This is a genomic window from Staphylococcus pasteuri (genome assembly GCF_030547725.1).
Taxonomy (GTDB): domain Bacteria; phylum Bacillota; class Bacilli; order Staphylococcales; family Staphylococcaceae; genus Staphylococcus; species Staphylococcus pasteuri.
Map to the genome: position 1 here is coordinate 266639 of NZ_JAUOQO010000004.1, position 26157 is coordinate 292795.

The following is a 26157-nucleotide window of genomic DNA, read 5'->3' on the forward strand; positions in this document are numbered from 1 at the left end:
AAAAAAACCGTTGAATCGAGTTTCGATTTAACGGAAATAATTAAAAAATTAATGATAAGAGAGCTAGAATTGGTAATAGACCTTGTTTAATAATGATAGACTTTTGACTTGTTAAACTACCATAGATTGCAACTATAATCATATATACAAGAATACATATAATGAGTTCTCTAGGATGATTACTAAAAAATGTCGCATAAATTACGAAAAGACCGAGAAGTCCATTATAAATACCTTGGTTTTTCATTAATGTATTTAAATTGTTATCTTCTAATGCAGATTGACTCATTTTAAAAGTTTGACTAGTTTTTTTAGAGCTTGTCATAAATGTTTGAAGTATCATAATAAAGATAAACTCAATTGCTACAAGTAGTATCAAAATAATTGAGAGTAAACTCAAAGTTAAATCATTCCTTTATGTATTAATAGTTATAAAAAATGTAAAAGATATAGATATACTTTCTAATAATAATAGATGTATAAGAAGACTGACTAGTATTTTATTAAATTTAAGCATAAAAAAAGCAACCATTACAGTTGCTTTGAAAATGTTATTACATTTTTACGACATTAGCTGCTTGTTCTCCACGATCGCCTTCAACGATGTCGAATTCAACTTTTTGTCCTTCTTCTAATGATTTGTATCCATCTTCAGCGATTGCTGAGAAATGTACGAATACATCATTTCCATCTTCTCTTTCGATGAAACCAAAACCTTTTTCTGCATTAAACCATTTAACTGTACCGTTATTCATATCGAATACCTCCATGTGCTTTTGCACTAAATATTTGTAACAAATTTCATTAATCAAAAGGAGTATATTCTAAACAAATAAACTTCAATCAAATTCACGACCTTTTATTACGTTAGATTAACTATACACCCATAAACTAGATAAGTAAAGTAAGAATTATAATTAATGTTAATTATTGATAGATAATCGGTATAGATGAAATGGGGTTGTTGTTGAAAACTGTTAATTATTATGGAACATCTAAAACAAAGAAGTTAAAATAATTGCTATTTTTAGAAAAATCAGAAAATGGTGTTGACTAGATCACGCCCTTACAATATAATGCAAATATTCAGATAATAATTATCGGGATTAAAACAGGAGGAGGGTTATGATTGATTGAATTTAACAATGTAAATAAAGTATTTCATAAAAAGAAAGAAAAGATACATGCATTGAAAAATATATCATTCACGATTAATCAATATGATATTTTCGGTGTCATAGGGTATAGTGGCGCAGGTAAAAGTACCTTAGTTAGATTGGTGAATCAATTAGAACATGCTACTGATGGACAAGTAATAGTTGATGGACATGAAATTAATACATATAAGGAAAGGGAATTACGTAAAGTTAAAAAAGATATCGGTATGATATTCCAACATTTTAATTTATTGAATTCTAAAACAGTCTTTAAAAATGTAGCAATGCCCTTAATTTTAAGCGGAAAAGATAAAAAAGAAATTCAAGAAAGAGTGGATTCCATATTAAAATTTGTTGGTTTAAGTGATAAAAAGAATCAATTTCCTGATGAATTATCGGGTGGACAGAAACAAAGAGTTGCCATTGCTCGTGCCCTAATAACTAATCCTAAAGTATTGTTATGTGATGAAGCAACAAGTGCACTTGATCCCGCTACAACCAATTCAATATTAAACTTATTGAGTAATGTAAATAAAACATTTGGCGTTACAGTGATGATGATCACACATGATATGAGTGTTATACAAAAAATTTGTAATAGAGTAGCAGTTATGGAAAATGGCGAAGTAGTTGAGATAGGTGACGTTAAAGAAGTATTTAGCAATCCTAAAACCAAGACCGCTCATAACTTTGTAACTACTGTAGTCAATATGGAACCTTCTAAATCACTTATAGATTCTTTTAATCGTTATAAAAATGAAAGTGATATTGATTTAAAATTATTTATTGATCAAGAACAAATTGAATATCCTTTATTAAATGAAATGATAAACAACTATCATTTAAATGTGAATGTCTTGTTTTCATCTATGTCTGAAATACAAGGAGATACGGTTTGCTATATGTGGATTCGTATCAAAAAAGATGAAAATTACAAGAAATTTAATCTTAATTCATTTTTTGAAAATAACAAAATACATTATGAGGAGGTTTAGATAAATGTTTGGTTCTAGTTTAGATTCATCACAATTAATGCAAGCACTATATGAAACACTTTATATGGTTACAGTAGCATTGGTAATTGGCGCATTAATCGGCATACCATTAGGTGTATTGCTAGTTATTACTAGAAAAAATGGGATTTGGCCCAATACGATTTTACATCAAATACTTAACCCCATCATAAATATATTAAGATCTATACCTTTTATTATTTTACTAATTGCAATTATACCGTTCACCAAAATGTTGGTAGGCACTTCTATAGGTACGACTGCTGCAATTGTTCCTTTAACAGTGTATGTTGCACCTTATATTGCAAGACTTGTAGAAAACTCATTATTAGAAGTGGATGATGGTATCATAGAGGCCGCAAAAGCAATGGGAGCGTCTCCTATACAAATTATCCGTTATTTCCTACTTCCAGAAGCATTAGGATCACTTATTTTAGCAATTACAACTGCCATTATAGGCTTAATAGGAAGCACAGCAATGGCTGGAGCTGTTGGTGGCGGAGGTATAGGTGATTTAGCACTTGTATATGGTTACCAACGTTTCGATACAATCGTCATCGTCATAACTGTAGTTGTATTAATTATAATTGTACAAATTATTCAATCACTCGGTAATTTTATTTCACGTAAAATTAGAAGAAATTAAAATCTATTTATTTCCATGATATAGGAGGCGTAAACAATATGAAGAAAATTTTAGGAGTAATTATTTTAGCGGTATTAGTATTATCTGCTTGTGGTGGGAAGAACGACAAACAAGTTACAGTTGGTGTAGCATCTAATGACACTAAAGCATGGGAAAAAGTGAAAGAACTAGCTAAAAAAGATGGTATCGATGTACAAATCAAGCATTTTTCTGATTATAATGTTCCGAATAAAGCATTAAGTGATGGAGACATCGATATGAATGCCTTTCAACATTTTGCGTTTTTAGACCAATATAAGAAAGCACATAAAGATGCCAAAATCTCAGCAATGAGTACAACGGTATTAGCACCTTTAGGTATTTATTCAGATAAGATAAAAGATATAAAAGATGTGAAAAAAGGAGCTCAAGTAGTTATACCAAATGACGTATCAAACCAAGCACGTGCACTTAAATTATTAGAATCAGCAGGCTTAATTAAATTGAAAAAGGATTTTGGTTTAAATGGCACTACAAAAGATATAGTTGATAACCCTAAAAATTTAAAAATTAAAGCAGTCGATGCACAGCAAACTGCACGCGCATTATCAGATGTAGATATATCAGTTATTAATAACGGTGTGGCGACAAAAGCAGGAAAGAATCCAAAGAAAGATCCAATTTATTTAGAAGATCAGAATTCTGATGCAGTACAACCGTACATTAATATTATTGCAGTTAATTCAAAAGACATAGATAATAAAACTTACAAAAAAATAGTTAAGTTATATCATTCAAAAGAAGCTCAAAAAGCATTGAAAGAAGATACTAAAGATGGCGAAAAACCTGTAGATTTATCTCAAAAAGAAATTAAAGATATTGAAAAAGAACTAAAAGAATAATGATTAGTCTTACATCGAGATAGTAAGAAGTATACATTTTCAAATTGTTAGAAACTATAACAAAAATGTATTTGCCTTACTTTCTCGATGTTTATTTTATGAAAGCAAATAATTTTAAAAGTAACATTATGAAAAATAAAATGTAATTTGTAACTTTAAAGTGTAAAGAGGAAATGTGCAATTTATATAGTAGAAATGTATTTTATGTAAGAATCAATTTGATAATATTATTATATTTGTAATCATAATGTCATGAAATACAAATATCATATACATATAAAACAAGTATAATAGATATTGTATAAATAATCCGAGATATAAATAGAGTATTTTAGGAGGAATAAGTAATTGAATAAAAAAATTATTGCTGCAATCGTTGGAACTAGTGCAGTAAGCGCTATTGCAGCAACGCAAGCCGATGCAGCAACAACGACACATAAAGTTAAAAGTGGAGAGTCACTCTGGTCTATATCGAATAAATATGGTGTTTCCGTTTCGAAATTAAAATCATTAAATGGAATGACATCTAATATAATATTTCCAAATCAAGTTTTAAAATTATCGGGATCAACTAGTAGTACGAGCAAACCAAGTAATTCAACTTCAACAAGTAGTTCATCTACTTATACAGTTAAAGCAGGAGATACATTATCTTCAATTGCTTCTAAGTATGGAACGAGCTATCAAAACATAATGAAATTGAATGGTTTGAATAGCTTTACTATTCATCCTGGACAAAAATTAAAAGTATCAGGAAAAGCTACTAGTACAAGTAAGCCAAGTAGCTCAACAACTACAAGTGGTAGTTCATCAACGTATACAGTTAAAGCAGGAGATTCATTATCTTCAATTGCGGCTAAATATAACACATCTTATCAAAAAATTATGAGTTTAAATGGGATGTCTAACTTCTTTATTTACCCTGGACAAAAGTTAAAAGTAACAGGAAGTGCTACTGCATCTAACACTGGTTCTAGTAATGCAAGTGCAAGTAATAATGGTTATAAAACACCTGTTTTCAATCATCAAAACTTATATACATGGGGACAATGTACTTATCATGTATTTAACCGTCGTGCTCAAATCGGTAAAGGTATTAGTACATATTGGTGGAACGCTAACAATTGGGATAACGCAGCAGCAGCTGATGGTTACACAATTGATGGTAAACCAACTGTTGGTTCAATCGCACAAAGTGATGCAGGATATTATGGTCATGTAGCATTTGTAGAACGTGTTAACAGTGATGGTAGTATTTTAATTTCAGAAATGAATTGGGCTGCTAAACCTGGAATTGTAACATATAGAACAATTCCATCATATCAAGTAAGCTCATATCGATACATTCACTAATAAATAGATATAACAATGGACTACTGATTAAGTTAATTAACTTTTTCAGTAGTTTTATTTTTTATTCATATAAATTGGATACGTGAAATTAGAAGTAATGACTATTGTAGAGAATTCAATCAATTATATTATTCACAAATAAAACATCCACCTCACCTTTGAATAGGTAAGATGGATGTTTAGCATTAAATTACATTTAAATGTTCAAGCAATTGCTTATAGTTATTTACTGCTGATGAATAATAAAGTTTTTCATTATTTTTAACATTTGTTAATGGATGTTCGATAATTTGAGTCATATATTCAGCCAACTGATTAATATTGTTGGCTTCTACTAAGTAACCGTTTTGACCATGGTCAATAATTTCATTCGGACCGTATCTAACATCGTACGAAACAACTGGACAACCCATTGAAATACTTTCCATAATCGTTAAACCAAATCCTTCGTAGCTACTTGTTAAGAGAGATGCTTTAGATTTTTTGAATTCTGCTAATGGATTCGATGTATATTTGTGAATACTCACTTTGTCATTTAACTGATATGTTTCAATTAAATCATCCATCATTGCTCTTTGATTATCCACATCTCTACCGAAAAGCGCCAATTTGGTCTGATGACCACTTTTAAGAAATTCATTATAAGCTTTGAGTAAGTGATCTAATTGTTTTTCTTTACTGAATCTACCTATAAACACGAAGCGGTCTTCTTTTTCATCGTCTTTAGTTGGCTCTTTAGCTGTAGTATCCTCAATAAAATGTGGTATAAGTGTAAATTGGTTATCTGCAATATCGTACATTTGTTGGATATCTTCTTTTTGTTGCTGAGTCAAAACGATAAATTTTTCTACATTTTCTTTATGTTCAAAGGCGTATTTAAATGATTTTTTAATTTTTTTACCAGATAAGTGTGAACTATGCAGAACTAATATGTTTCGTGTTTGATGTGATTGGGAGAGTAGCGGATCGTCTAAAAGTCTAGCATCGCAGAATACGATATCATCATCATTGAATTTATGTTCAAAATAGTATTTTGCAAAAGCTTTGTCGTCAGAGAAAGTTTCATAGACTTCTCCATTTTTAAGCAATTTAACGAGATTCACACTATTTTTATCATTATCTTTAAAATGACGTTCACAGTACATTTCACCGTCAGGGTAAAACATCATTTCCTGGCTTTTCTTTTTTGAACCGTCAAAATAGTGAAGTACTCTATGTAAATAACCATAAGAGTTGTATTCATGACGCATTGTTTTCATACCTGTTTCTGGAGAGATAACATCTTCGTAATGTAATATTGAGTTGTTAGAAAAATATTTTCTAAAACGTACTAATTGATGATTTTTGTCATAATATTTAATTTCATGATTTTGAGGATTTTTTTCAGCTTTAAGACCAGAAATACGTTTTGATACTTTGTTATATTTTGGTTTCTTTAAAATTTTGGTCTTTGGAACATCATAAATTTTGAAATTTGTTAACCATTCATAAATATTTTCAAATTCTATATTATCTGTAACTTTATGATCTTCTAAAAATTTTTTATAAATATTGGGATAGTTTCTATTATAATTCGTCGTCAAAATTTTAGTTGGTACATTAAATTCTTCATCGATTAACTTTATTCTTCTTAATAAGGCTTGTGTTCTACCACCGTGTGAGGGAGGTAAAGTGGACGTGACTGTATAAATCATGTTGCAAGCTCCTTTCGGTAGTATCCATAGATTATTATAAAATGATAAATTCAACATTATTCAATTTTGAATTATTGTCATAGTAAGATTTTTTAATGAAAATTACAAATATTTTGATAAATAGTTGTTTGAAGTAAAATGTAAAAAGAAGAAAGATATTAATTGGTTGATATGAATGAATATAGCCTAAGACTTCGATGTCCTAGGCTACTAAAAATTTTATTTGTGCTTATTTGAAATCATCTGAGTATTCATTTTTAACTTTTCTAAAGCTAGTAAATAAACGTGTACCATTAATTGCAAAAGATACTAAAGCGTTTAATTTACGGAATTTACTAGCAGATTTAATTGATACATAGAAGTCTATTATTGTTCCTAATGCACTTAAACCTAATGATAAATAAACAAGTTGTTTATTTTTTGCATCATATCTAATACCATTATATCCATCAACAATAAAGCCTGCGATTCCAAATAAATTTGATAAACGTGTTGTACTTGATTTTGTTGCCATGATTTTCCCTCCAATGTAAAACTTTTGATTATACTGATTACCCATATTTTATTAATTATACACTAAAAATTATAAAATGATGAAACAAACCTTTAGGGGAATTATGATAACATAATACTAAATATATTTTGAATTTTAAAATATTTGATAAGGGAGTTAATGACATGATTAAGTGTGTTTGTTTAGTTGAAGAAACCAAAGACAAAATTTTACTTGTACAAGTGCGTCATCGTGAAAAATATTATTTCCCGGGTGGTAAAATTGATGAAGGAGAAACACAATTAGAAGCACTAATCAGAGAACTTAAAGAAGAATTGAATCTTCACCTTTCAGAAACTGAGTTATCATATATAGGTACAGTAGTAGGAAAGGCGTATCCTCAGGAAAATATGCTTACAGAACTAAACGGATATCGTGCTACAACAACAATCAATTGGGATAATATACATACAGATAATGAGATTACTGATATTAAGTGGTTTGATAAAGATGATGTTGATATGATTGCACCTGCCGTTTTAAAATGGATTAATGAAATGTCTACAGAGTAAATAGGTGAGACTATGAATATATTGAAATATGAAACTAAATATTATGATGCAGTAAAATCAATAGAACTATTAGAAGAAGATTTACGATTTGCTAAACCGCCATTAGAAAACTTAGCATCTGCAAGGAAAAATGAAAATAGACATCCTACTCTAGTGATGGAAGGTCAGCAATGTTTGGCTTTCTTTACTTTACATGAAGGTGATGGCCCAGAATCGTATTCATCTAATCCTAATGCCATTTTCTTTAGATCATTTGTTGTAGATTCTCGTTATCGTGGTAAAGGCATTGGTAAATATGTAATACAACAACTTGATCAGTACATTAAAGAAGTATATCCGCATATTAATGAAATTGTTTTAGTTGTAAATACTGATAATCTAAAAGCAAAATATATATATGAACAAGCTGGCTATCGACATACAGGTAAATCTACAATGATAGGTAAACCTGTTTATGTTATGTCACATACAATTTAAAAAGCAGAACGTAGATAAGAATGATGAAGCATGTTTCATTCCTACGTTCTGCTTTGTTTTATTGTTTTGTATTTGGCTGATTTATTTTTCTTTTAATTAAAAATGCAGTTATCCATGCGGTGATAGGGATACTTATAGCAACAGCGATACCACCGAATAGGATTGAGATAAATTCTTGTGCAAATATTTTTGAATTAATGATATGACCGAATGAATAATTGAGTTTGAAGAACCAGAAAAACAAAGTCAACTGACCGCCAAAATAGGCCAAGTATATTGTGTTTGTAGATGTGGCTAAAATTTCTCTACCTACACGCATCCCTGATTGGAATAATTGATGTTGACTTAAATTTGGGTTCGTTTCATTAAGTTCATACATAGGTGAACTAATGGTTATGGCTAGGTCGATCACTGCAGCTATCACTGCTAAAACAATAGTAAATATCATGAATTGGACCATGTTGATGCCAATGTTCATTGAGTATACATATGTTTCGTCTTGTTGTTCTGTAGCGAAACCTTGTAAATGACCAACGTTTACTGAGATGTAAATAGCTAAAATTAAAATTACTGTCGTTACAAGTGTGCCTATAAAGGCGGCTTGTGTTTTAACGTCGTAACCGTTTAAGATGAATAAATTACATGCAGCTACAACGATACAAAATATAATTGTCGTGAGATAGATAGGGACTCCAAAGATAATCATTAAGATGCTAATAATGAGTACAATAAAGTTTAAGAATAATGTAGCAAATGATATTAATCCTTTTTTACCACCAAAAATAATCATTAATATTAATAATAAGAGACCTAATATAGTAATAGCACTCATCGTTGATGCCCCCTTACTTTAAACCATAATTTCATTAGAGCAATCGTAATTGGAATCGTTAAGACAATACCAATACCACCTATTAGAGCGCGGGCAACTTCTAATGACCAATTCATAGAAATAGTATAAGTAATGGTATTAGCATTTTTTAAATAAATAAGGAACATAGGCAAACTACCAGCTAAATAGGAAAATAATAAAATATTTGTCATTGTTCCCATAATATCTTGCCCAATGTTTCTTCCAGCAAGAGCCCATCTTTTCATACTAATTTGTGGTGTGCGTTGTAGTATTTCATTCATACCACTAGCAATAGTGATAGCAACATCCATCACAGCTCCTAGTGAACCAATTAACACAGAAGCTAAAAATACATCTTTAGGTGGTAATGTTAGGAAACTCATCGTTTCATATTTAATACCGTTGCCATGTGTCATACGAATGACTAGCTCAGCAATACCTATACAAAGGAAGGTTCCGGTTAATGTTGAGATAATAGTGATAAGTGTACGCATTCGCCATCCAATAACGAGTAATAGAGTGAGCGTTGTCGATACAATCATAGCTATTACCATCAATAAGAATAGACTAGTGCTACCTATTTGATTATGAATGTATATAGCTCCTAATACTGCTATTGAATTTAATATGAGTGACAGAATGGATTGCAAGCCAACTTGTCTACCTACTAATAGTATAGTAATAAGGAAAACACCGGTTATAAGGACGACAAGACTATCACGCTTTTTCTCAATAATATAAGCATCATTCGGTTTTTTAGAGATATGTAATAAAACTTTATCGTTTTTAGAAAAACGTTCTGAATCAGCCTGTGACTTAACGTAGTCGTTAGTAATCGTTGATTTAGCGCCTTCAAATTTACCATTCAAAATTTGGATAGTAAGTCGATCTTTATATTTGATATCTTTATTATGCTGTTCGTCAGTCACATGTTGTGTATTGATTCTTTGGACATTTGTAACTTTACCTATAGGCATTTGATAGAACTTTTCGTTAAATAACGTAAAGATAAATAATCCTATAAAAAGGAAGATGAATATCATAACGATCCAATAAAATTTATTTTTGAAAAAGGCATGGAATTGCATTCAATAACCCTCAATTCTACAGTTGAAATAATAGAATGATTATACGATTATTTAATTTATATTTCAAAAATTAACGTAGCCTTTAATTTTTAAGTCTATAAAAGTTGTCTATTTAAATTAGTTCATTTGATGATTTCATATTTAATGATATGTAGATGTTTTGTTGAATAAGGTTTTTATTGTTTGTAATGCTATTGGTAAATCTGGTTTGAGATTTTCCTTTTTAGCAATAACGCAAATTGTACGCTTTAATTCCGTATGACTAAGTGATACCTTAGTCCATTGGTTTGACTGTTTATCTAATGAAATCGTTTGGGGGGTAATAACTACACCTCTTTCATTCTTTAAAAGATATTGTGCTAATTGTATATCTGTAATCGTACGGATTGAAGATGACAATTTAGCTTTAATAGACTCTGGTAATGCTGTTAGACAGTATACATTTTCTTGTTGTAATTGTTGCAATTGTGGTTGTAACGTGAACGTAATTGAATTGTTTTTATTTGAATATAAGTGATAGTGTTCTTCAAATAAAGGCGTCATAATTAGGTTTGTATGATGCTTGATTTGATCGGTTAATTCAACAATACCAATATCTATTTCCCCTGCTAAAACACCTTCTAAAATAGTTTCATCCTCACTTAAGTCTGGAAAAATAAGGCTTTCTGTTTGCTGTTCAAATGTTTGGACAAGTCGTCCTAGTATATTGGAAATGTCACTTTCACTATAGGATAAGTAAATACTTTGATTACTCAATATATTTTGATGTTGAAATAATTGAACAGTTTTATCAAACTGATCCAAAATTTTAGTTGCCTCTTCTAGTAATTGTTTGCCCTCAGTTGTTAATAAAATATTTCGACCTCTTCTTTTAAATAAAGAGACGTGTAGTTCCTTTTCTAATTGGGTTATTTGGCGGCTTATAGCTGATTGAGCAATGTTTAATTCTAGTGCAGCTTCTGAAATATGTTCGCGTCGAGCGACTTCTACAAAATATTTAAGTTGTTTTATTTCCATGATTAAACCCCTCGCTTTAACAATCCATGCTTCTTGATTACATTTAATACTTATTATAACAGTTTATACACAAATCATTCTCTTTTTTAGATAAATATTATCTAATTTATATATTGAACAGATGAAAAAATTACATTATATTATTTATTATCATGTATCAATTGTCAGAAAATTCTAAAAGGGAGTGTGCATTATGTATAATGAGAGGCTAAAAAAGGGATTATACGACTATCGTGAGGAACATGATGCTTGTGGTATTGGTTTTTACGCTAATATGAATAATATTAGAACTCACGATGTTATTGGAAAATCATTGGAAATGTTGTGTAGATTAGATCATCGAGGCGGTGTTGGCGCTGATGGAATGACTGGTGATGGTGCGGGGATCATGACAGAAATTCCTTTTGAATTCTTTGAACATTTCTCTGATTTAGAGCTTCCAGATGAAGGCGAGTATGCTGTTGGTATGTTTTTCTCAAAAGAGAGAGTGATAGGAAGCAATCATGAAGCGGTATTGAATCAATATTTCGAAAATGAAGGACTAAAAATTATTGGATACCGGGATGTGCCGGTCAATAAAGAAGCAGTAGCACAACATGTTGCGGATACAATGCCTTATATTCAACAAGTATTTGTAGATATTAGACACGTTAATCATATTGAAAAACAACTTTACTTAGCTAGAAAGCAAATTGAATTTTACGCTGAAAAAGAAGACTTGGAACTATATTTTACAAGTTTGTCCCATAAGACGATTGTTTATAAAGGTTGGCTGCGTTCGGACCAAATTAAATCTTTATATCTGGATTTAACGCATGAATCTTATCAATCTAAACTTGGACTTGTTCATTCAAGATTTAGCACGAATACATTTCCAAGTTGGAAGCGAGCACATCCAAATAGGCTCCTCATGCATAATGGAGAAATTAATACCATAAAAGGTAACGTGAATTGGATGCGTGCACGTCAAAATAAATTAGTTCGTACATTATTTGGTGAAGACCAACATAAAATACACCGTATTGTCGATGAAGATGGTAGTGATTCTTCAATTGTAGATAATGCATTGGAATTTTTATCTTTAGCAATGGAACCGGAAAAAGCAGCGATGTTATTAATTCCAGAACCGTGGCTTTACAATAAATCAAATGACAAAGAAGTACGTGCATTTTATGAATTTTATAGTTATTTAATGGAACCATGGGATGGGCCGACTATGATTTCATTTTGTAATGGGGATAAAATTGGCGCTTTAACAGACCGAAATGGTTTACGTCCAGGTAGATACACGATTACAAAAGATAATTACATTGTATTCTCATCTGAAGTGGGAGTTATAGATGTACCTGAATCTGAAGTAGCATTTAAAGGACAATTGAACCCTGGTAAGTTATTATTAGTTGATTTTAAACAGAATAAAGTAGTTGAAAATAATGATTTGAAATCAGAAATTGCAAGCGAACATCCTTATTCGAAATGGATACATACAGACAAGTATGACGCTAATATTGAGAATACTGAATATCGTTCAAGTCATTTAGATTCAAAAACATTGTTAAAATTGCAAAATCAATTCGCTTATACGAAAGAAGAAATCAATAAATATATCGTTGATTTAGTAACTCAAAAGAAAGATCCGATAGGGGCGATGGGCTATGATTCACCTATCGCAGTCTTGAACGATAGACCTGAAACCCTATTTAATTATTTTAAACAGTTATTTGCACAAGTGACTAATCCACCTATTGATGCATATAGAGAGAAAATCGTTACAAGTGAGCTATCTTATCTAGGTGGAGAAGGTAACCTATTAAGACCAGATCAAACTGTACTACATCGCGTTCAACTTAAAAGGCCTGTAATGACAGAAGCACAGTTAGAAGTTATCGATGTAAAGAAATTTAAAACAACATATGTATCGACAATTTATCAAGATAATTTAGAACATAGTCTTGATTTGTTGGCAGAAACGGTTATACAACATGTTAAAGATGGTGCAGGAATTATTGTATTAGATGATAGTTTATTAGAGTCTAATGAAGGATTTGCAATGCCAATGTTATTAGCAGTAAGTCATGTTCATCAATGTTTAATACGTGAAGGACTAAGAATGGAAACAAGCATAGTTGCAAAATCAGGAGAAACACGCGAAGTACATCATGTAGCATGTTTATTAGGTTATGGAGCTAATGCAGTTGTACCTTATTTAGCACAACAAACAGTAGAACAATTAACCATTAATAATCAATTATCAGGAACGGTTGCAGCTAATGTTAAAACTTATACCGATGTTTTATCAGAAGGTGTAATCAAAGTAATGGCCAAAATGGGTATTTCAACAGTTCAAAGTTATCAAGGGGCACAAATTTTTGAAGCTGTTGGTATATCACAAGATGTTATTGATAAATATTTTACAGGTACACAATCTAAAATTTCTGGTATTAGTATTCAACAAATTGATGATGAAAATAAAGCTAGACAGAGTCATCATTCAGATTATTTAGCACCTGGTAGTACATTCCAATGGAGACAACAAGGTCAACATCATGCCTTCAATCCACAGACTATTTTTCTATTACAACATGCTTGTCGTGATAACGATTATAAGTTATTCAAACAGTATTCAGATGCGGTCAACTATCAAAGACAAGATTTTATACGTCATTTATTGGAATTTAAGTCTTGTAAACCAATTGATATATCTAAAGTGGAACCAGCCTCTGAAATTGTAAAACGATTTAATACTGGTGCCATGAGTTATGGTTCTATTTCAGCAGAAGCACATGAAACATTAGCACAAGCGATGAACCATCTAGGTGGTAAGAGTAATAGTGGAGAGGGTGGCGAAGATCCATTACGTTATCAACCTCAAAAAGACGGTAGTAGTAAAATAAGTGCTATCAAACAAGTAGCGTCAGGTAGATTTGGAGTAACAAGTGATTATTTACAACATGCGAAAGAAATTCAAATCAAAGTAGCACAGGGTGCTAAACCAGGGGAAGGCGGTCAATTACCAGGATCTAAAGTATATCCATGGATAGCCGAAACAAGAGGATCTACACCAGGTATAGGATTAATTTCACCGCCACCACACCATGATATTTATTCTATTGAAGACTTAGCACAATTGATTCATGATTTGAAAAATGCGAATAAAGAAGCGGATATCGCTGTTAAGCTTGTTTCGAAAACAGGTGTAGGAACAATTGCCTCAGGTGTAGCTAAAGCTTTTGCTGACAAAATTGTAATCAGTGGTTATGACGGAGGTACAGGGGCATCCCCTAAAACGAGTATTCAACATGCAGGGGTGCCATGGGAAATCGGATTAGCCGAAACCCATCAAACATTAAAATTAAACGATTTACGTAGTAGGGTGAAATTAGAAACAGATGGTAAATTACTCACTGGTAAAGATGTAGCGTATGCATGTGCGCTTGGAGCGGAAGAATTTGGATTTGCAACAGCACCGTTAGTTGTACTTGGATGTATTATGATGCGTGTTTGTCATAATGATACATGTCCAGTGGGAGTTGCTACTCAAAACAAAGATTTACGTGCGTTATTCAAAGGTAAAGTACAGCACGTAGTTAATTTTATGTACTTTATTGCAGAAGAATTAAGAGAAATACTTGCATCTTTAGGATTGAGAACAGTTGAAGAATTAATAGGACGTACAGATTTATTACAACGTGCCTCACATATAACACCTGGTACTAAGGCTGCATCTATTGATATTGAGCGTTTGCTAAGCATAGTAGAAGGACCAGATACTAAACAAATTGCGCAAGATCATCATTTAGATGAAGGTTTTGATTTAAATTATTTATATCCTGATGCTATACAAAGTATAGAAGCAGGACGTGCATTTTCAGGAAGTTATACAGTTAAGAACGTACAACGTGATGTTGGCGTAATTACTGGTAGTGCGATTGCTAAACAATATGGGGAAAAAGGATTGCCTGAAGATACAATATATGTACATACGGAAGGTCATGCTGGACAAAGTCTAGCAGCATTTGCACCTAAAGGGTTAACCATACATCATAATGGTGATGCGAATGACTATGTTGGAAAAGGTTTATCTGGAGGAACGGTGATAGTTCAAGCGCCAAATCAATCACGTGAAAATGAAATTATTGCAGGAAATGTTTGTTTCTATGGTGCGTCGAAAGGTAAAGCTTTCATTAATGGTAAAGCTGGCGAACGTTTTTGTATCAGAAATAGTGGTGTCGATGTAGTAGTTGAAGGTATTGGTGACCATGGACTTGAATATATGACAGGGGGACATGTATTAATTCTTGGTGACGTTGGAAAGAATTTTGGTCAAGGTATGAGTGGTGGTGTTAGTTACATCTTCCCAAGTGATGTTAATGAATTTAAAGAAAAGCATGCACTTTCTACTATGGAATTTAGTGATGTGACATATGAAGAAGAAAAGCAATTTATTAAATCAATGCTAGAAGCTCATGTGAAATATACACATAGTTCAAAAGCACAAACACTACTACAACGCTTCGATCAAATTTCAGAATCAGTCGTAAAAGTGATACCTAAAGATTATAAATTAATGATGCAAAAAATTGATATTCAATTACGTCATCATAATCAAAAAGACGAAGCAATGTTAGCAGCATTTTATGATGAAAGAACAAGTATAGATACAAAATTAAAACCGGCAGTAGTTTATTAAGAAAGAGGGATTATCATGGGCGAGTTTAAAGGGTTTATGAAATATGAAAAACAAGCATTATCAGAGTTGTCTTTGATTGATCGTCTTTCAAACCACAAAGCATTTCAAAATCGATTTTCAAAAGATGATGCTTCAATTCAAGGTGCAAGATGTATGGATTGTGGTACACCATTTTGTCAAAGTGGATTATCCTATGGGAATGAAACCATAGGATGTCCAATTGGTAATTACATACCTGAATGGAATGATCTTGTTTATCGTGGTGACTATAAAACTGCCTACGAAAGACTTAGCGAAACTAATAATTTTCCGGAATTTACAGGGCGTGTATGTCCAGCACCATGTGAACATGCATGTGTGATGAAAATTAATAGAGAGTCAGTAGCGATTAAAGGTATTGAACGAACTATTATTGATGAAGCTTATGACAATGGCTGGGTTAAACCGAAATATCCTGAAGCGGATAGAAATGAAACAATTGCAATTGTTGGAAGTGGTCCGGCCGGTTTGACAGCAGCAGATGAACTTAATCATCGAGGATATAAAGTGACAGTATACGAACGTGCTAAAGAACCGGGTGGATTATTGATGTATGGTATTCCTAATATGAAGTTAGATAAAGATGTTGTGAGACGTCGTGTCAAATTAATGGAAGAAGCTGGCATTACATTCAAAACAGGTATAGAAATAGGTGTAGATATCAATCGTGAAGAACTAGAAAAGATGTATGATGCAATAATTCTATGCACTGGTTCTCAAAATGCTAGAGACTTACCTTTAGAAGGACGTATGGGTTACGGTATACATTTTGCAATGGATTATTTAACTGAACAAACTCAATTTTTAAATGGTGAAATTGACGAGGTAACAATAACAGCTAAAGATAAAAATGTCATCATTATCGGAGCAGGTGATACAGGTGCAGACTGTGTTGCTACTGCATTACGTGAAAATTGCAAATCTGTCGTACAGTTTAATAAGTATACGAAATTACCTGAAGAAATCACTTTTGAAACCAATACGTCATGGCCATTAGCCTTACCAGTATTTAAAATGGATTATGCTCATAAGGAATATGAAGCACGTTTTGGTCAAGAACCACGTGCTTATGGTGTACAAACGATGAGGTATGATGTGGATCATATTGGTAATGTTAGAGGACTCTATACACAAGTAATTAGTGAAACTGAAGATGGAACTGTAATGGGAGAAGGGTCAGAAAAATTTTGGCCTGCTGATTTAGTATTACTTTCCATTGGTTTTGTAGGTACTGAAACGACAATTCCACAATCATTTGGTATTAAAACTGAAAGAAATAAAATTATTGCTAATGATAGAGATTTTAGAACGAATCATTCGAAAATTTTTGCTGCTGGTGATGCTCGAAGAGGTCAAAGTCTTGTTGTTTGGGCTATTAAAGAAGGTAGAGCAGTGGCTGATGCAGTTGAAAGTTATTTAAATCAAAAAATTCTAGTGTAAAAAAAGAATTGACTTTTAATGAACGCTATTATAATATATTTATTGTGTTCAATGGAGGAATACCCAAGTTCGGCTGAAGGGATCGGTCTTGAAAACCGACAGGGCCTTAACGGGCCGCGGGGGTTCGAATCCCTCTTCCTCCGCCATTAGAATTTTAAATCCAAGACTAATAGATATAAAAGGCAAGTATTCATTTATCAATGAGTATTTGCCTTTTTTATTTGTTTTTGGAGTCAAAAACCCTCATCTTTAATGCATTAGTAATGTCCGTCCACATTTGATAGATACAGGTTTTAATCTGCGCAGTCCATAATTAGTTCTTAACTGTTAAATCAATATTAATAATGGCGTATTTGTGAATTTAACATTGAACGATTAACTCTACTTTTCTGAAAGCCTTTACATAACTTGTCTAGACAAGTTATAATCAGCATAAGAAAACAAAGGAGTGACGGCTATGGCTGTAAATAATAAAGATGTAAAAGCCATTGTAGATGCAATTGGGGGCAAAGAAAATCTAGACACTGCAACACACTGCGTGACAAGGTTACGATTAGTGTTAAAAGACGATAACAAGGTAGATAAAGATGCATTAAGTGATAATCCTTTAGTAAAAGGACAATTCAAAGCAGATCATCAATACCAAATTGTTATTGGTCCGGGGACAGTTGATGAAGTCTATAAACAATTTGTAGCAGAAACCGGAGCAGAAGAAGCATCTAAAGATGACGCTAAACAAGCTGCAGCGAAAAAGGGGAATCCTATACAAAGATTGATTAAATTGTTAGGGGATATATTTATACCAATCTTGCCAGCGATTGTAACTGCAGGTTTATTAATGGGGATTAATAACATTTTAACCATGGAAGGTCTTTTTGGTCCTAAAAAGTTAATAGAAATGTACCCGCAAATTGCGGATATTTCAGATATGATTAACGTTATAGCTAACACAGCCTTCATTTTCTTACCAGCGTTAATTGGTTGGAGTAGTATGCGAGTGTTTGGAGGAAGTCCGATTTTAGGTTTAGTATTGGGACTTATTTTGATGAATCCACAACTTGTCTCTCAATACGATATCGGTAAAGGACATATACCAACTTGGAATTTATTTGGATTAGAAATTAAACAATTGAATTATCAAGGACAAGTTTTACCAGTATTATTAGCTACATATGTTTTGGCAAAAATTGAAAAAGTACTTAATAAAGTTGTACATGATTCCATTAAAATGCTAGTTGTTGGTCCAGTTGCACTGTTAATAACAGGCTTCTTGGCATTTATTGTTATCGGACCAATTGCCTTAATATTAGGTACAGGAATTACAAATGGAGTAACATATGTTTTCGAACATGCAGGTTGGTTAGGTGGTGCCTTATATGGTTTATTATACGCGCCACTTGTTATCACAGGACTGCACCACATGTTCTTAGCTGTTGACTTCCAATTAATGGGTAGTAGTTTAGGCGGTACATATTTATGGCCAATTTTAGCCATTTCTAATATTTGCCAAGGGTCAGCAGCATTTGGTGCATGGATTGTCTACAAACGTAAGAAGATGGTTAAAGAAGAAGGACTTGCATTTACTTCAGGTATTTCAGGTGTATTAGGAGTTACTGAACCAGCATTATTTGGTGTGAACTTACCATTGAAATATCCATTTATCTCTGCAATTCTAACATCAAGTGTACTCGGTGGATTCATTGGTGCTAATAAAGTATTAGGTAAAGTGGGTGTTGGTGGTTGGCCAGCATTTATTTCAATAAAAAATGAATTTTGGTGGATTTATGTCCCGGCTATATTAGTGGCTACGATTGTCCCAGCAATTTTAACGATAGTATTTTCAAGATTTAGTAATCAAAAAGCCAAAAAAATGGTCGATACATCTAACTCATAAAATTAAAGCGTTCATGTTTAGCAAACCTCTGAACGCTTTTTATTATTAAACAATGTACAAAAAGGTGGTTTTACAATGAAAGAACAAGACTGGAGAAAGTCAGTAGTTTATCAAATATATCCTAAGTCATTTAATGATACAACGGGAAATGGTGAAGGTGACCTCAAAGGTATTATAGAAAAACTCGACTACTTACAATTTTTAGGAATTGATTATATTTGGTTAACACCTATTTATGAATCACCAATGAATGATAACGGATATGATATAAGTAATTATCTGAAGGTTAATGAGAATTTTGGTACATTAGACGACTTTAAACTCTTGGTAAAAGAGGCACATCAAAGAAATATTAAAATAATGATGGATATCGTAATCAATCATACATCAACTGAACATCAATGGTTTAAAGAAGCGATTAAATCTAAGGATAGTCCATACCGTGATTATTACTTCTTTAGATCATCAGAAGAGGGGCCTCCAACCAATTGGGAATCTAAATTTGGTGGGAATGCTTGGAAATATGATGAACAAACAGATGAATATTATTTACATTTATTCGATGTTACGCAAGCTGATTTAAATTGGGATAATCCCGACGTACGACAAGCATTATATAAAATTGTAAATCATTGGATAGACTTTGGTGTGGATGGATTCCGTTTTGATGTGATTAATCTTATTTCTAAAGGTGAATTTAAAGATTCTAAAAAAATTGGTAAAGAATTTTATACAGATGGCCCGAGAGTACATGAATTTTTACATGAGTTAAATCAAAATACATTTGGAAATAAAGACATGATGACTGTAGGTGAAATGTCATCTACAACAATTGATCATTGTGTTAAATACTCTAATCCTAATCGACAAGAATTAAGTAGTGTATTCAATTTCCATCATTTGAAAGTTGACTATCCTGATGGAGAAAAATGGGCTAAAGGGAAAATGGATTTTCATCAGCTTAAAGAAATATTAATGAATTGGCAATTGGGTATTTACGAAGGTGGAGGTTGGAACGCAATATTTTGGTGTAATCACGATCAACCACGTGTTGTTTCGCGTTTTGGAGATGATAGTTCAGAAGAGTTACGTCAAGCAAGTGCAAAAACTTTAGCCATTGCACTACATATGTTGCAAGGTACACCCTATATCTATCAAGGTGAAGAGATAGGTATGACAAATCCTCATTTTAAATCAATAGAGGAATATAGAGATATAGAATCTTTGAATGCTTTTCATTATTTGAAGAGCCAAGGTTATTCAGAACAACACATTCTAGAAATATTAGACCAAAAATCACGCGATAATTCTCGAACACCAATGCAATGGGATGATTCAGAAAATGCAGGTTTTACTTCAGGAGAGTCATGGATTGCTACTGCCGATAATTATCAAAAAATTAATGTTGAACAAGCAATGAAAGATTCCGAATCCGTTCTGCATACTTATAAAGCATTAATAAATTTAAGACATCAAAATGATATTTTAACTTATGGTAATATAGAACCGATGTATATGGATCACAATCAATTATTTGTATATCGTCGACATTATCGTCATCAAACTTGGTTAATTATAGCTAATTTCTCAAAAGATGAAGTCACTTTACCTGATGATTTAGATATATCAGGCGATACTATTATTCAAAACGGAACTGTAAATCAGCATAAAATATCAGGATTTGGCGCGATTGTTATAGAAACAGCAAAGTAAATACGATTAAAAGAGGAATACACCATGGTACAAAAGAAATTCATCACAATTTATGAACAATTGAAAAATCAAATCTTAACAGAAGTATATGGATATAGTGAGCAGCTACCTTCTGAAAATGAATTAGTTACAACATATGGAACTTCGAGAGAAACTGTTCGTAAAGCGCTGGACTTATTAGCTAATGATGGTATGATTCAAAAAATTAGAGGTAAAGGTTCTGTTGTAATATACCAAGGGATAACTGAATTTCCTTTTTCAGAATTAATTAGTTTTAAAGAGATACAACATCAATTGGGTTTAAAACATCATACTGAACTTGTGATTAATGAAGAAATAAATGCCGCTGATGCAGAAAAAGTACAATTTGAATTAGGCTTGGAAAAAGATGATAAATTAATTCATGTTATTCGTACACGTTCTATAGAAGGAAAAGTAAAAATTTTAGATGAAGATTTCTTCGTAAAATCTATTGTTGGAAACATTAGTGATGAAGTAGCAAGACAATCCATATATGATTATTTAGAAAATGATTTACATCTAGAGATTAGTTATTCGAGTAAATCAATTACTTTTGAACCATTTTCTAAGATAGATGATGAGGTATTTGGCGATATTAATCCGCCTTATACCGCTACTGTAAGAAGTACAGTCTACTTAAAAGATACAACTCAGTTTCAATACAATATATCTAAACACATTGCGACAGATTTTAAATTTAAAGAGTTTTCTCGACGTCGTGAAAATCTTATCCAGTAGTTTCTTTAATATAATAGTTCTAATAGATATTTTTAAGGATAAGATTTTAAACTTGCAAACAATAGAGGAATTATAGTATTATAAATCTTACCGTGCTAGGTGGGGAGGTAGCGGTTCCCTGTACTCGAAATCCGCTTTATGCGAGACTTAATTCCTTTGTTGAGGGCGTATTTTTGTGAAGTCTGCCCGAAGCACGTAGTGTTTGAAGATTTCGGTCCTATGCAATATGAACCCACGAATCATGTCAGGTCCTGACGGAAGCAGCATTAAGTGGATAATCATATGTGCCGTAGGGTAGCCGAGATTTAGCTAACGACTTCGGTAACGTTTGTGATATACGTTCGATACAAAGGTGCACGGTTTTTAATTTTAAAAAACTAATTATACAAAATATAGATTTGAGCGACTTATTTTCGATGAGTCGCTCTCTTTTTTATAAATAGATAAATATGACATAATTTGATAAAGTTAAAGCGATATATAAGTGCAATAGCTAATGACAAACATGGTGGTGAAACAATGCAAATATACTTGAGTACCTTAACCGAAGTGGATTATGAAGAATCGTTGAATAGTATTGAAGAAAACTATGATGATCAACCTGAAACGAGTGGGCAAGAAAAAGCACTCGTTAAAAAATTAAGAAAATCAGATGACTATAATTATGAATTAGAAGTCATTGCGAAAAATGAGCAAAATAAAGTTATTGGACATGCCTTACTAATAGAAGTAAGTGTTACATCGGAAGAAAAGAAATATACAGCTTTAACCATCGCGTCTTTATCAGTAAAAAAAGAATTAAGAAATCAAGGATTAGGTAAAGCTCTTGTGCAAGCTGTTGAAGAACGAGCTAAATCCCAAGATTATACAACGATTGTTGTTGACCGAGAACAAGTCTATTTTAAAAAGTTAGGTTATCAACTGGCTAGTGAATTCGGCTTATATTCAGAATATGGAGATGAGTCACAACCTTTATTAGTGAAATTTCTATGGGATAACTTAATAGATCCACCAATTGGAAAAGTAAAATATCCAAGTATTATGCGTTAACACACTTTTATTGATGAACAAGTTTACGTGCGTGATATAATAGAATGTAATTGCTAATGGAGGTGCTAAGTTGAATTATCAAGCGTTATATCGTATGTATCGCCCTCAAAGTTTTGATGATGTTGTTGGTCAAGAACATGTAACTAAAACTTTGCGAAATGCGATTTCTAAAGGGAAGCAATCTCATGCTTACATATTTAGTGGCCCAAGAGGAACTGGGAAGACGAGTATTGCTAAAGTATTTGCGAAAGCTATCAATTGTACAAATAGTTCGGATGGAGAACCATGTAATGAGTGTGCGATTTGTAAAGGCATTACGCAAGGTACTAACTCTGATGTTATTGAAATTGATGCCGCAAGTAACAATGGTGTAGACGAAATTAGAAACATTAGAGATAAAGTTAAATATGCTCCAAGCGAATCAAAATATAAAATTTATATTATAGATGAAGTTCACATGCTGACTACTGGGGCTTTTAATGCATTGTTAAAAACATTAGAAGAACCACCTGCACACGCGATTTTTATTTTAGCGACAACTGAACCTCATAAAATTCCACCAACGATTATTTCAAGAGCACAAAGATTTGATTTTAAAGCAATCAGTTTAAATCAAATTGTTGATCGTTTGAAATATGTAGCTGATTCACAATCATTACCATACGATGATGAGGCCTTAGAGTTTATTGCCAAGGCATCTGAAGGTGGTATGCGAGATGCGTTAAGTATTATGGACCAAGCTATTGCGTTCGGAGATGAACACTTAACTTTACAAGATGCGTTAAATGTTACAGGCAGCGTTGACGAAGCGTCACTTAATGAATTATTTAAAGATATTGTTGAAGGTGATGTTAAAGAATCATTTAATAGATATCACCAATTTGTTACAGAAGGTAAAGAAGTTAATCGTTTGATTAATGATATGATTTATTTTGTTAGAGATACTATTATGAACAAAACGTCTAACCAAGACGTTGAATATGATGCACTTATTCATTTTGACTTAGATACCTTATATCGTATGATTGATATCATTAATGACACATTAGTTTCTATACGTTTTAGTGTAAATCAAAGTGTTCACTTTGAAGTACTGTTAGTAAAATTAGCGGAAATGATTAAAGCTAAACCAGAAACAGTACAAAATGTTGCGACTACACAAGTTGCCACAGAGCCTAATAATGATGTTTTATTACAACGTATGGAACAATTAGAACAAGAACTTAAAACCTTGAAATCTCAAGGAGTGGCTACATCAGGACAAACGCAACAACCTAAAAAACCTGTGCGTAGTCAACAACGCTCTAAAAACGCATTTTCAATGCAACAAATTGCAAAAGTTTTAGATAAAGCGAATAAGGATGACATTAAGTTACTTAAAAATCATTGGCAAGAAGTAATTGATCATGCTAAAAATAATGACAAAAAATCTTTAGTGAGCTTACTTCAAAATTCAGAACCTGTTGCTGCTAGTGAAGATCATGTACTAGTTAAGTTTGAAGAAGAAATTCATTGCGAAATTGTTAATAAAGACGATGAAAAACGTAATAATATAGAAAGTGTTGTTTGTAATATCGTCAATAAAACAGTCAAAGTGGTAGGCGTGCCTTCAGACCAATGGTTACGTGTTAGAGCTGAGTATCTCCAAAATCGTAAACAAGATCAACATCATGAAGCGGAAGAAAATGAAAAAGAATCAGAACAAGAGGATATAGCACAAAAAGCAAAAGATTTATTTGGCGAAGAAACAGTTCATATGATAGATGAATAGCCACACATGACAAGGCTAATATTCGTATGTATAATATAAACAAAGTAATAATTTAAAGAATATGAAGGATTATAAGGAGGAAACGGAATTATGCGCGGTGGCGGAAATATGCAACAAATGATGAAACAAATGCAAAAAATGCAAAAGAAAATGGAACAAGAACAAGAGAAATTAAAAGAAGAACGTGTAGAAGGTACAGCAGGTGGAGGTATGGTTACTGTAACAGTTACTGGCCACAAAGAAGTTGTTGACGTACAAATCAAAGAAGATGCTGTAGATCCAGATGATGTTGAAATGTTACAAGACCTAGTATTAGCTGCTACAAATGAAGCAATGAATAAAGCTGATAAATTAACACAAGAACGTCTAGGTAAACATACTCAAGGCTTAAACATCCCTGGAATGTGATAACATGCATTATCCAGAACCAATATCCAAACTTATAGATAGTTTTATGAAATTGCCAGGCATTGGCCCTAAAACAGCTCAACGTCTGGCTTTTCATACATTAGATATGAAAGAAGACGACGTTGTTCAATTTGCGAAAGCACTTGTGGATGTTAAACGTGAACTTACTTATTGTAGTGTTTGCGGACATATTACAGAGAAAGATCCTTGTTACATTTGTGAAGACAAACAACGAGATCGTTCAGTAATCTGTGTTGTTGAAGATGATAAAGACGTTATCGCAATGGAAAAGATGCGAGAATTTAAAGGATTATACCATGTGTTACATGGATCTATTTCTCCAATGGATGGTATAGGTCCGGAAGATATCAATATACCTGCATTAGTCGATCGACTAAAAAGTGATGGAGTTAAAGAATTAATTTTAGCGATGAATCCTAACTTAGAGGGTGAGTCAACGGCGATGTATATTTCAAGACTTGTAAAACCTATTGGGATAAAAGTAACGCGTTTAGCCCAAGGTTTATCAGTTGGCGGAGATTTAGAGTATGCTGATGAAGTGACCTTATCCAAAGCAATTGCCGGTAGAACTGAAATGTAGTTTAAACGCTGATATGTATAGTATCAGCGTTTTTTTGTATTTCTTAATAAAAATTTTAAAAAAAGATAAAGTTTGTAAATTGAAGATTTATCTTAGGGATAAGTAAGTAGTTCTATGGAATGTATAATCAAAAAATGAACTTTATATAATGGATAGTCTATATCGTTCGGTATATGATTAAATAGGCATTCTCGTTTGTTAAGAAAGTGTAAATTTTACTGTTGTTAAAAACTTTGTGAGCCTGTATAGTATATATTTGTTGAGCGGAACAAAGCGAAACACAAAAAAACACTTCAAAAATTAATTATAAAAAGTTGTTGACTTTAAAGTTAATAAAGCGTATAATTAATTCTTGTCGGTAAAGAAATGAACATTGAAAACTGAATGACAATATGTCAACGTTAATTCCAATAATGTAACGGAAGTTACAACAATTAATTTAGTTTTTATGAGCTAATCAAACATCATAATTTTTTATGGAGAGTTTGATCCTGGCTCAGGATGAACGCTGGCGGCGTGCCTAATACATGCAAGTCGAGCGAACAGAT

The 26157-nt window shown here is 32.3% G+C and carries 22 protein-coding genes, 1 tRNA gene, 1 rRNA gene and 1 other RNA gene; 18 read left to right on the forward strand and 7 right to left on the reverse strand.

Annotated features, from left to right (window positions below):
• Positions 1-40 precede the first annotated feature (40 nt).
• Together Q4528_RS06295 and Q4528_RS06300 are read right to left on the reverse strand one after the other, a co-directional pair.
• Positions 41-400 carry a DUF1304 domain-containing protein gene (locus tag Q4528_RS06295; protein ID WP_029056568.1) on the reverse strand — a complete coding sequence of 120 codons (360 nt, stop codon included), beginning with the start codon at positions 398-400 and terminating at the stop codon, positions 41-43.
• Positions 401-554: 154 nt separating this feature from the next.
• The gene (locus tag Q4528_RS06300; protein WP_002461971.1) at positions 555-755 is read right to left on the reverse strand and encodes a cold-shock protein; all 201 of its coding nucleotides are present in this window, start codon (positions 753-755) and stop codon (positions 555-557) included.
• A 374-nt stretch (positions 756-1129) separates the two neighbouring features.
• On the opposite strand from Q4528_RS06300, the gene Q4528_RS06305 reads away from it, so the two are divergent.
• From Q4528_RS06305 to Q4528_RS06320, 4 genes are all read left to right on the forward strand, one after another.
• Positions 1130-2152: a methionine ABC transporter ATP-binding protein gene (locus Q4528_RS06305; protein ID WP_017638304.1), complete on the forward strand. Its 1023-nt coding sequence runs from the start codon at positions 1130-1132 to the stop codon at positions 2150-2152.
• 4 nt (positions 2153-2156) lie between these two features.
• A complete protein-coding gene (locus tag Q4528_RS06310) occupies positions 2157-2816 on the forward strand; it encodes a methionine ABC transporter permease (RefSeq protein ID WP_029056567.1) in 660 nt (219 codons plus the stop codon).
• A 38-nt stretch (positions 2817-2854) separates the two neighbouring features.
• Complete coding sequence (gene gmpC / locus Q4528_RS06315) at positions 2855-3697, forward strand: dipeptide ABC transporter glycylmethionine-binding lipoprotein (RefSeq protein ID WP_017638306.1); 843 nt, start codon at positions 2855-2857, stop codon at positions 3695-3697.
• 348 nt (positions 3698-4045) lie between these two features.
• On the forward strand, positions 4046-5050 hold the full coding sequence (locus Q4528_RS06320; protein ID WP_017638307.1) for a LysM peptidoglycan-binding domain-containing protein: 1005 nt from the start codon (positions 4046-4048) through the stop codon (positions 5048-5050).
• A 185-nt stretch (positions 5051-5235) separates the two neighbouring features.
• On the opposite strand, the gene Q4528_RS06325 is transcribed toward Q4528_RS06320, so the two are convergent.
• Complete coding sequence (locus tag Q4528_RS06325) at positions 5236-6744, reverse strand: glycosyltransferase (RefSeq protein ID WP_017638308.1); 1509 nt, start codon at positions 6742-6744, stop codon at positions 5236-5238.
• Between the two features lie 229 nt (positions 6745-6973).
• Positions 6974-7258, reverse strand: a complete 285-nt coding sequence (locus tag Q4528_RS06330) for a hypothetical protein (RefSeq protein ID WP_017638309.1) — start codon at positions 7256-7258, stop codon at positions 6974-6976.
• Positions 7259-7422: 164 nt separating this feature from the next.
• Here Q4528_RS06330 and Q4528_RS06335 point away from each other — a divergent pair, with 164 nt between their 5' ends.
• Both Q4528_RS06335 and Q4528_RS06340 read left to right on the forward strand, forming a co-directional pair.
• A complete protein-coding gene (locus Q4528_RS06335; RefSeq protein ID WP_017638310.1) occupies positions 7423-7809 on the forward strand; it encodes an NUDIX hydrolase in 387 nt (128 codons plus the stop codon).
• Positions 7810-7821: 12 nt separating this feature from the next.
• Entirely contained in the window at positions 7822-8286 is a 465-nt protein-coding gene (locus tag Q4528_RS06340) for a GNAT family N-acetyltransferase (protein WP_046467382.1), read from the forward strand.
• A 58-nt stretch (positions 8287-8344) separates the two neighbouring features.
• Here Q4528_RS06340 and Q4528_RS06345 read toward each other — a convergent pair whose 3' ends face one another.
• The 3 genes from Q4528_RS06345 to gltC form a co-directional block, all read right to left on the reverse strand.
• Positions 8345-9118, reverse strand: coding sequence for a YibE/F family protein (locus Q4528_RS06345; RefSeq protein ID WP_046467383.1), 774 nt, complete (start codon positions 9116-9118; stop codon positions 8345-8347).
• A complete protein-coding gene (locus tag Q4528_RS06350; protein ID WP_046467384.1) occupies positions 9115-10227 on the reverse strand; it encodes a YibE/F family protein in 1113 nt (370 codons plus the stop codon). Before Q4528_RS06350 ends, Q4528_RS06345 begins: the two co-directional genes overlap by 4 nt.
• A gap of 141 nt (positions 10228-10368) precedes the next feature.
• The gene (gene gltC / locus Q4528_RS06355) at positions 10369-11244 is read right to left on the reverse strand and encodes a glutamate biosynthesis transcriptional regulator GltC (protein ID WP_046467385.1); all 876 of its coding nucleotides are present in this window, start codon (positions 11242-11244) and stop codon (positions 10369-10371) included.
• Between the two features lie 193 nt (positions 11245-11437).
• On the opposite strand from gltC, the gene gltB reads away from it, so the two are divergent.
• From gltB to Q4528_RS06415, 12 genes are all read left to right on the forward strand, one after another.
• Positions 11438-15934 (forward strand): glutamate synthase large subunit, encoded by a 4497-nt coding sequence (gene gltB / locus Q4528_RS06360; RefSeq protein ID WP_046467386.1) that lies wholly within the window; start codon positions 11438-11440, stop codon positions 15932-15934.
• A 15-nt stretch (positions 15935-15949) separates the two neighbouring features.
• On the forward strand, positions 15950-17413 hold the full coding sequence (locus Q4528_RS06365; RefSeq protein WP_017638316.1) for a glutamate synthase subunit beta: 1464 nt from the start codon (positions 15950-15952) through the stop codon (positions 17411-17413).
• 53 nt (positions 17414-17466) lie between these two features.
• Positions 17467-17559 (forward strand) — tRNA-Ser (locus tag Q4528_RS06370).
• Between the two features lie 311 nt (positions 17560-17870).
• A complete protein-coding gene (treP, locus tag Q4528_RS06375; protein ID WP_046467387.1) occupies positions 17871-19307 on the forward strand; it encodes a PTS system trehalose-specific EIIBC component in 1437 nt (478 codons plus the stop codon).
• A 75-nt stretch (positions 19308-19382) separates the two neighbouring features.
• Positions 19383-21020 (forward strand): alpha,alpha-phosphotrehalase, encoded by a 1638-nt coding sequence (treC, locus tag Q4528_RS06380; RefSeq protein WP_046467388.1) that lies wholly within the window; start codon positions 19383-19385, stop codon positions 21018-21020.
• Between the two features lie 24 nt (positions 21021-21044).
• Entirely contained in the window at positions 21045-21779 is a 735-nt protein-coding gene (treR, locus tag Q4528_RS06385) for a trehalose operon repressor (RefSeq protein ID WP_046467389.1), read from the forward strand.
• A gap of 90 nt (positions 21780-21869) precedes the next feature.
• An RNA gene (gene ffs, locus Q4528_RS06390) (signal recognition particle sRNA large type) lies at positions 21870-22139 on the forward strand.
• A gap of 159 nt (positions 22140-22298) precedes the next feature.
• Positions 22299-22829, forward strand: coding sequence for a GNAT family N-acetyltransferase (locus tag Q4528_RS06395; RefSeq protein WP_303520914.1), 531 nt, complete (start codon positions 22299-22301; stop codon positions 22827-22829).
• 70 nt (positions 22830-22899) lie between these two features.
• Entirely contained in the window at positions 22900-24600 is a 1701-nt protein-coding gene (gene dnaX, locus Q4528_RS06400; protein WP_046467391.1) for a DNA polymerase III subunit gamma/tau, read from the forward strand.
• Positions 24601-24690: 90 nt separating this feature from the next.
• Positions 24691-25008, forward strand: a complete 318-nt coding sequence (locus Q4528_RS06405) for a YbaB/EbfC family nucleoid-associated protein (RefSeq protein ID WP_017638322.1) — start codon at positions 24691-24693, stop codon at positions 25006-25008.
• Positions 25009-25012: 4 nt separating this feature from the next.
• On the forward strand, positions 25013-25609 hold the full coding sequence (gene recR, locus Q4528_RS06410) for a recombination mediator RecR (protein WP_046467392.1): 597 nt from the start codon (positions 25013-25015) through the stop codon (positions 25607-25609).
• Positions 25610-26082: 473 nt separating this feature from the next.
• Positions 26083-26157: ribosomal RNA gene (locus Q4528_RS06415) — 16S ribosomal RNA — on the forward strand; the annotation flags it as partial.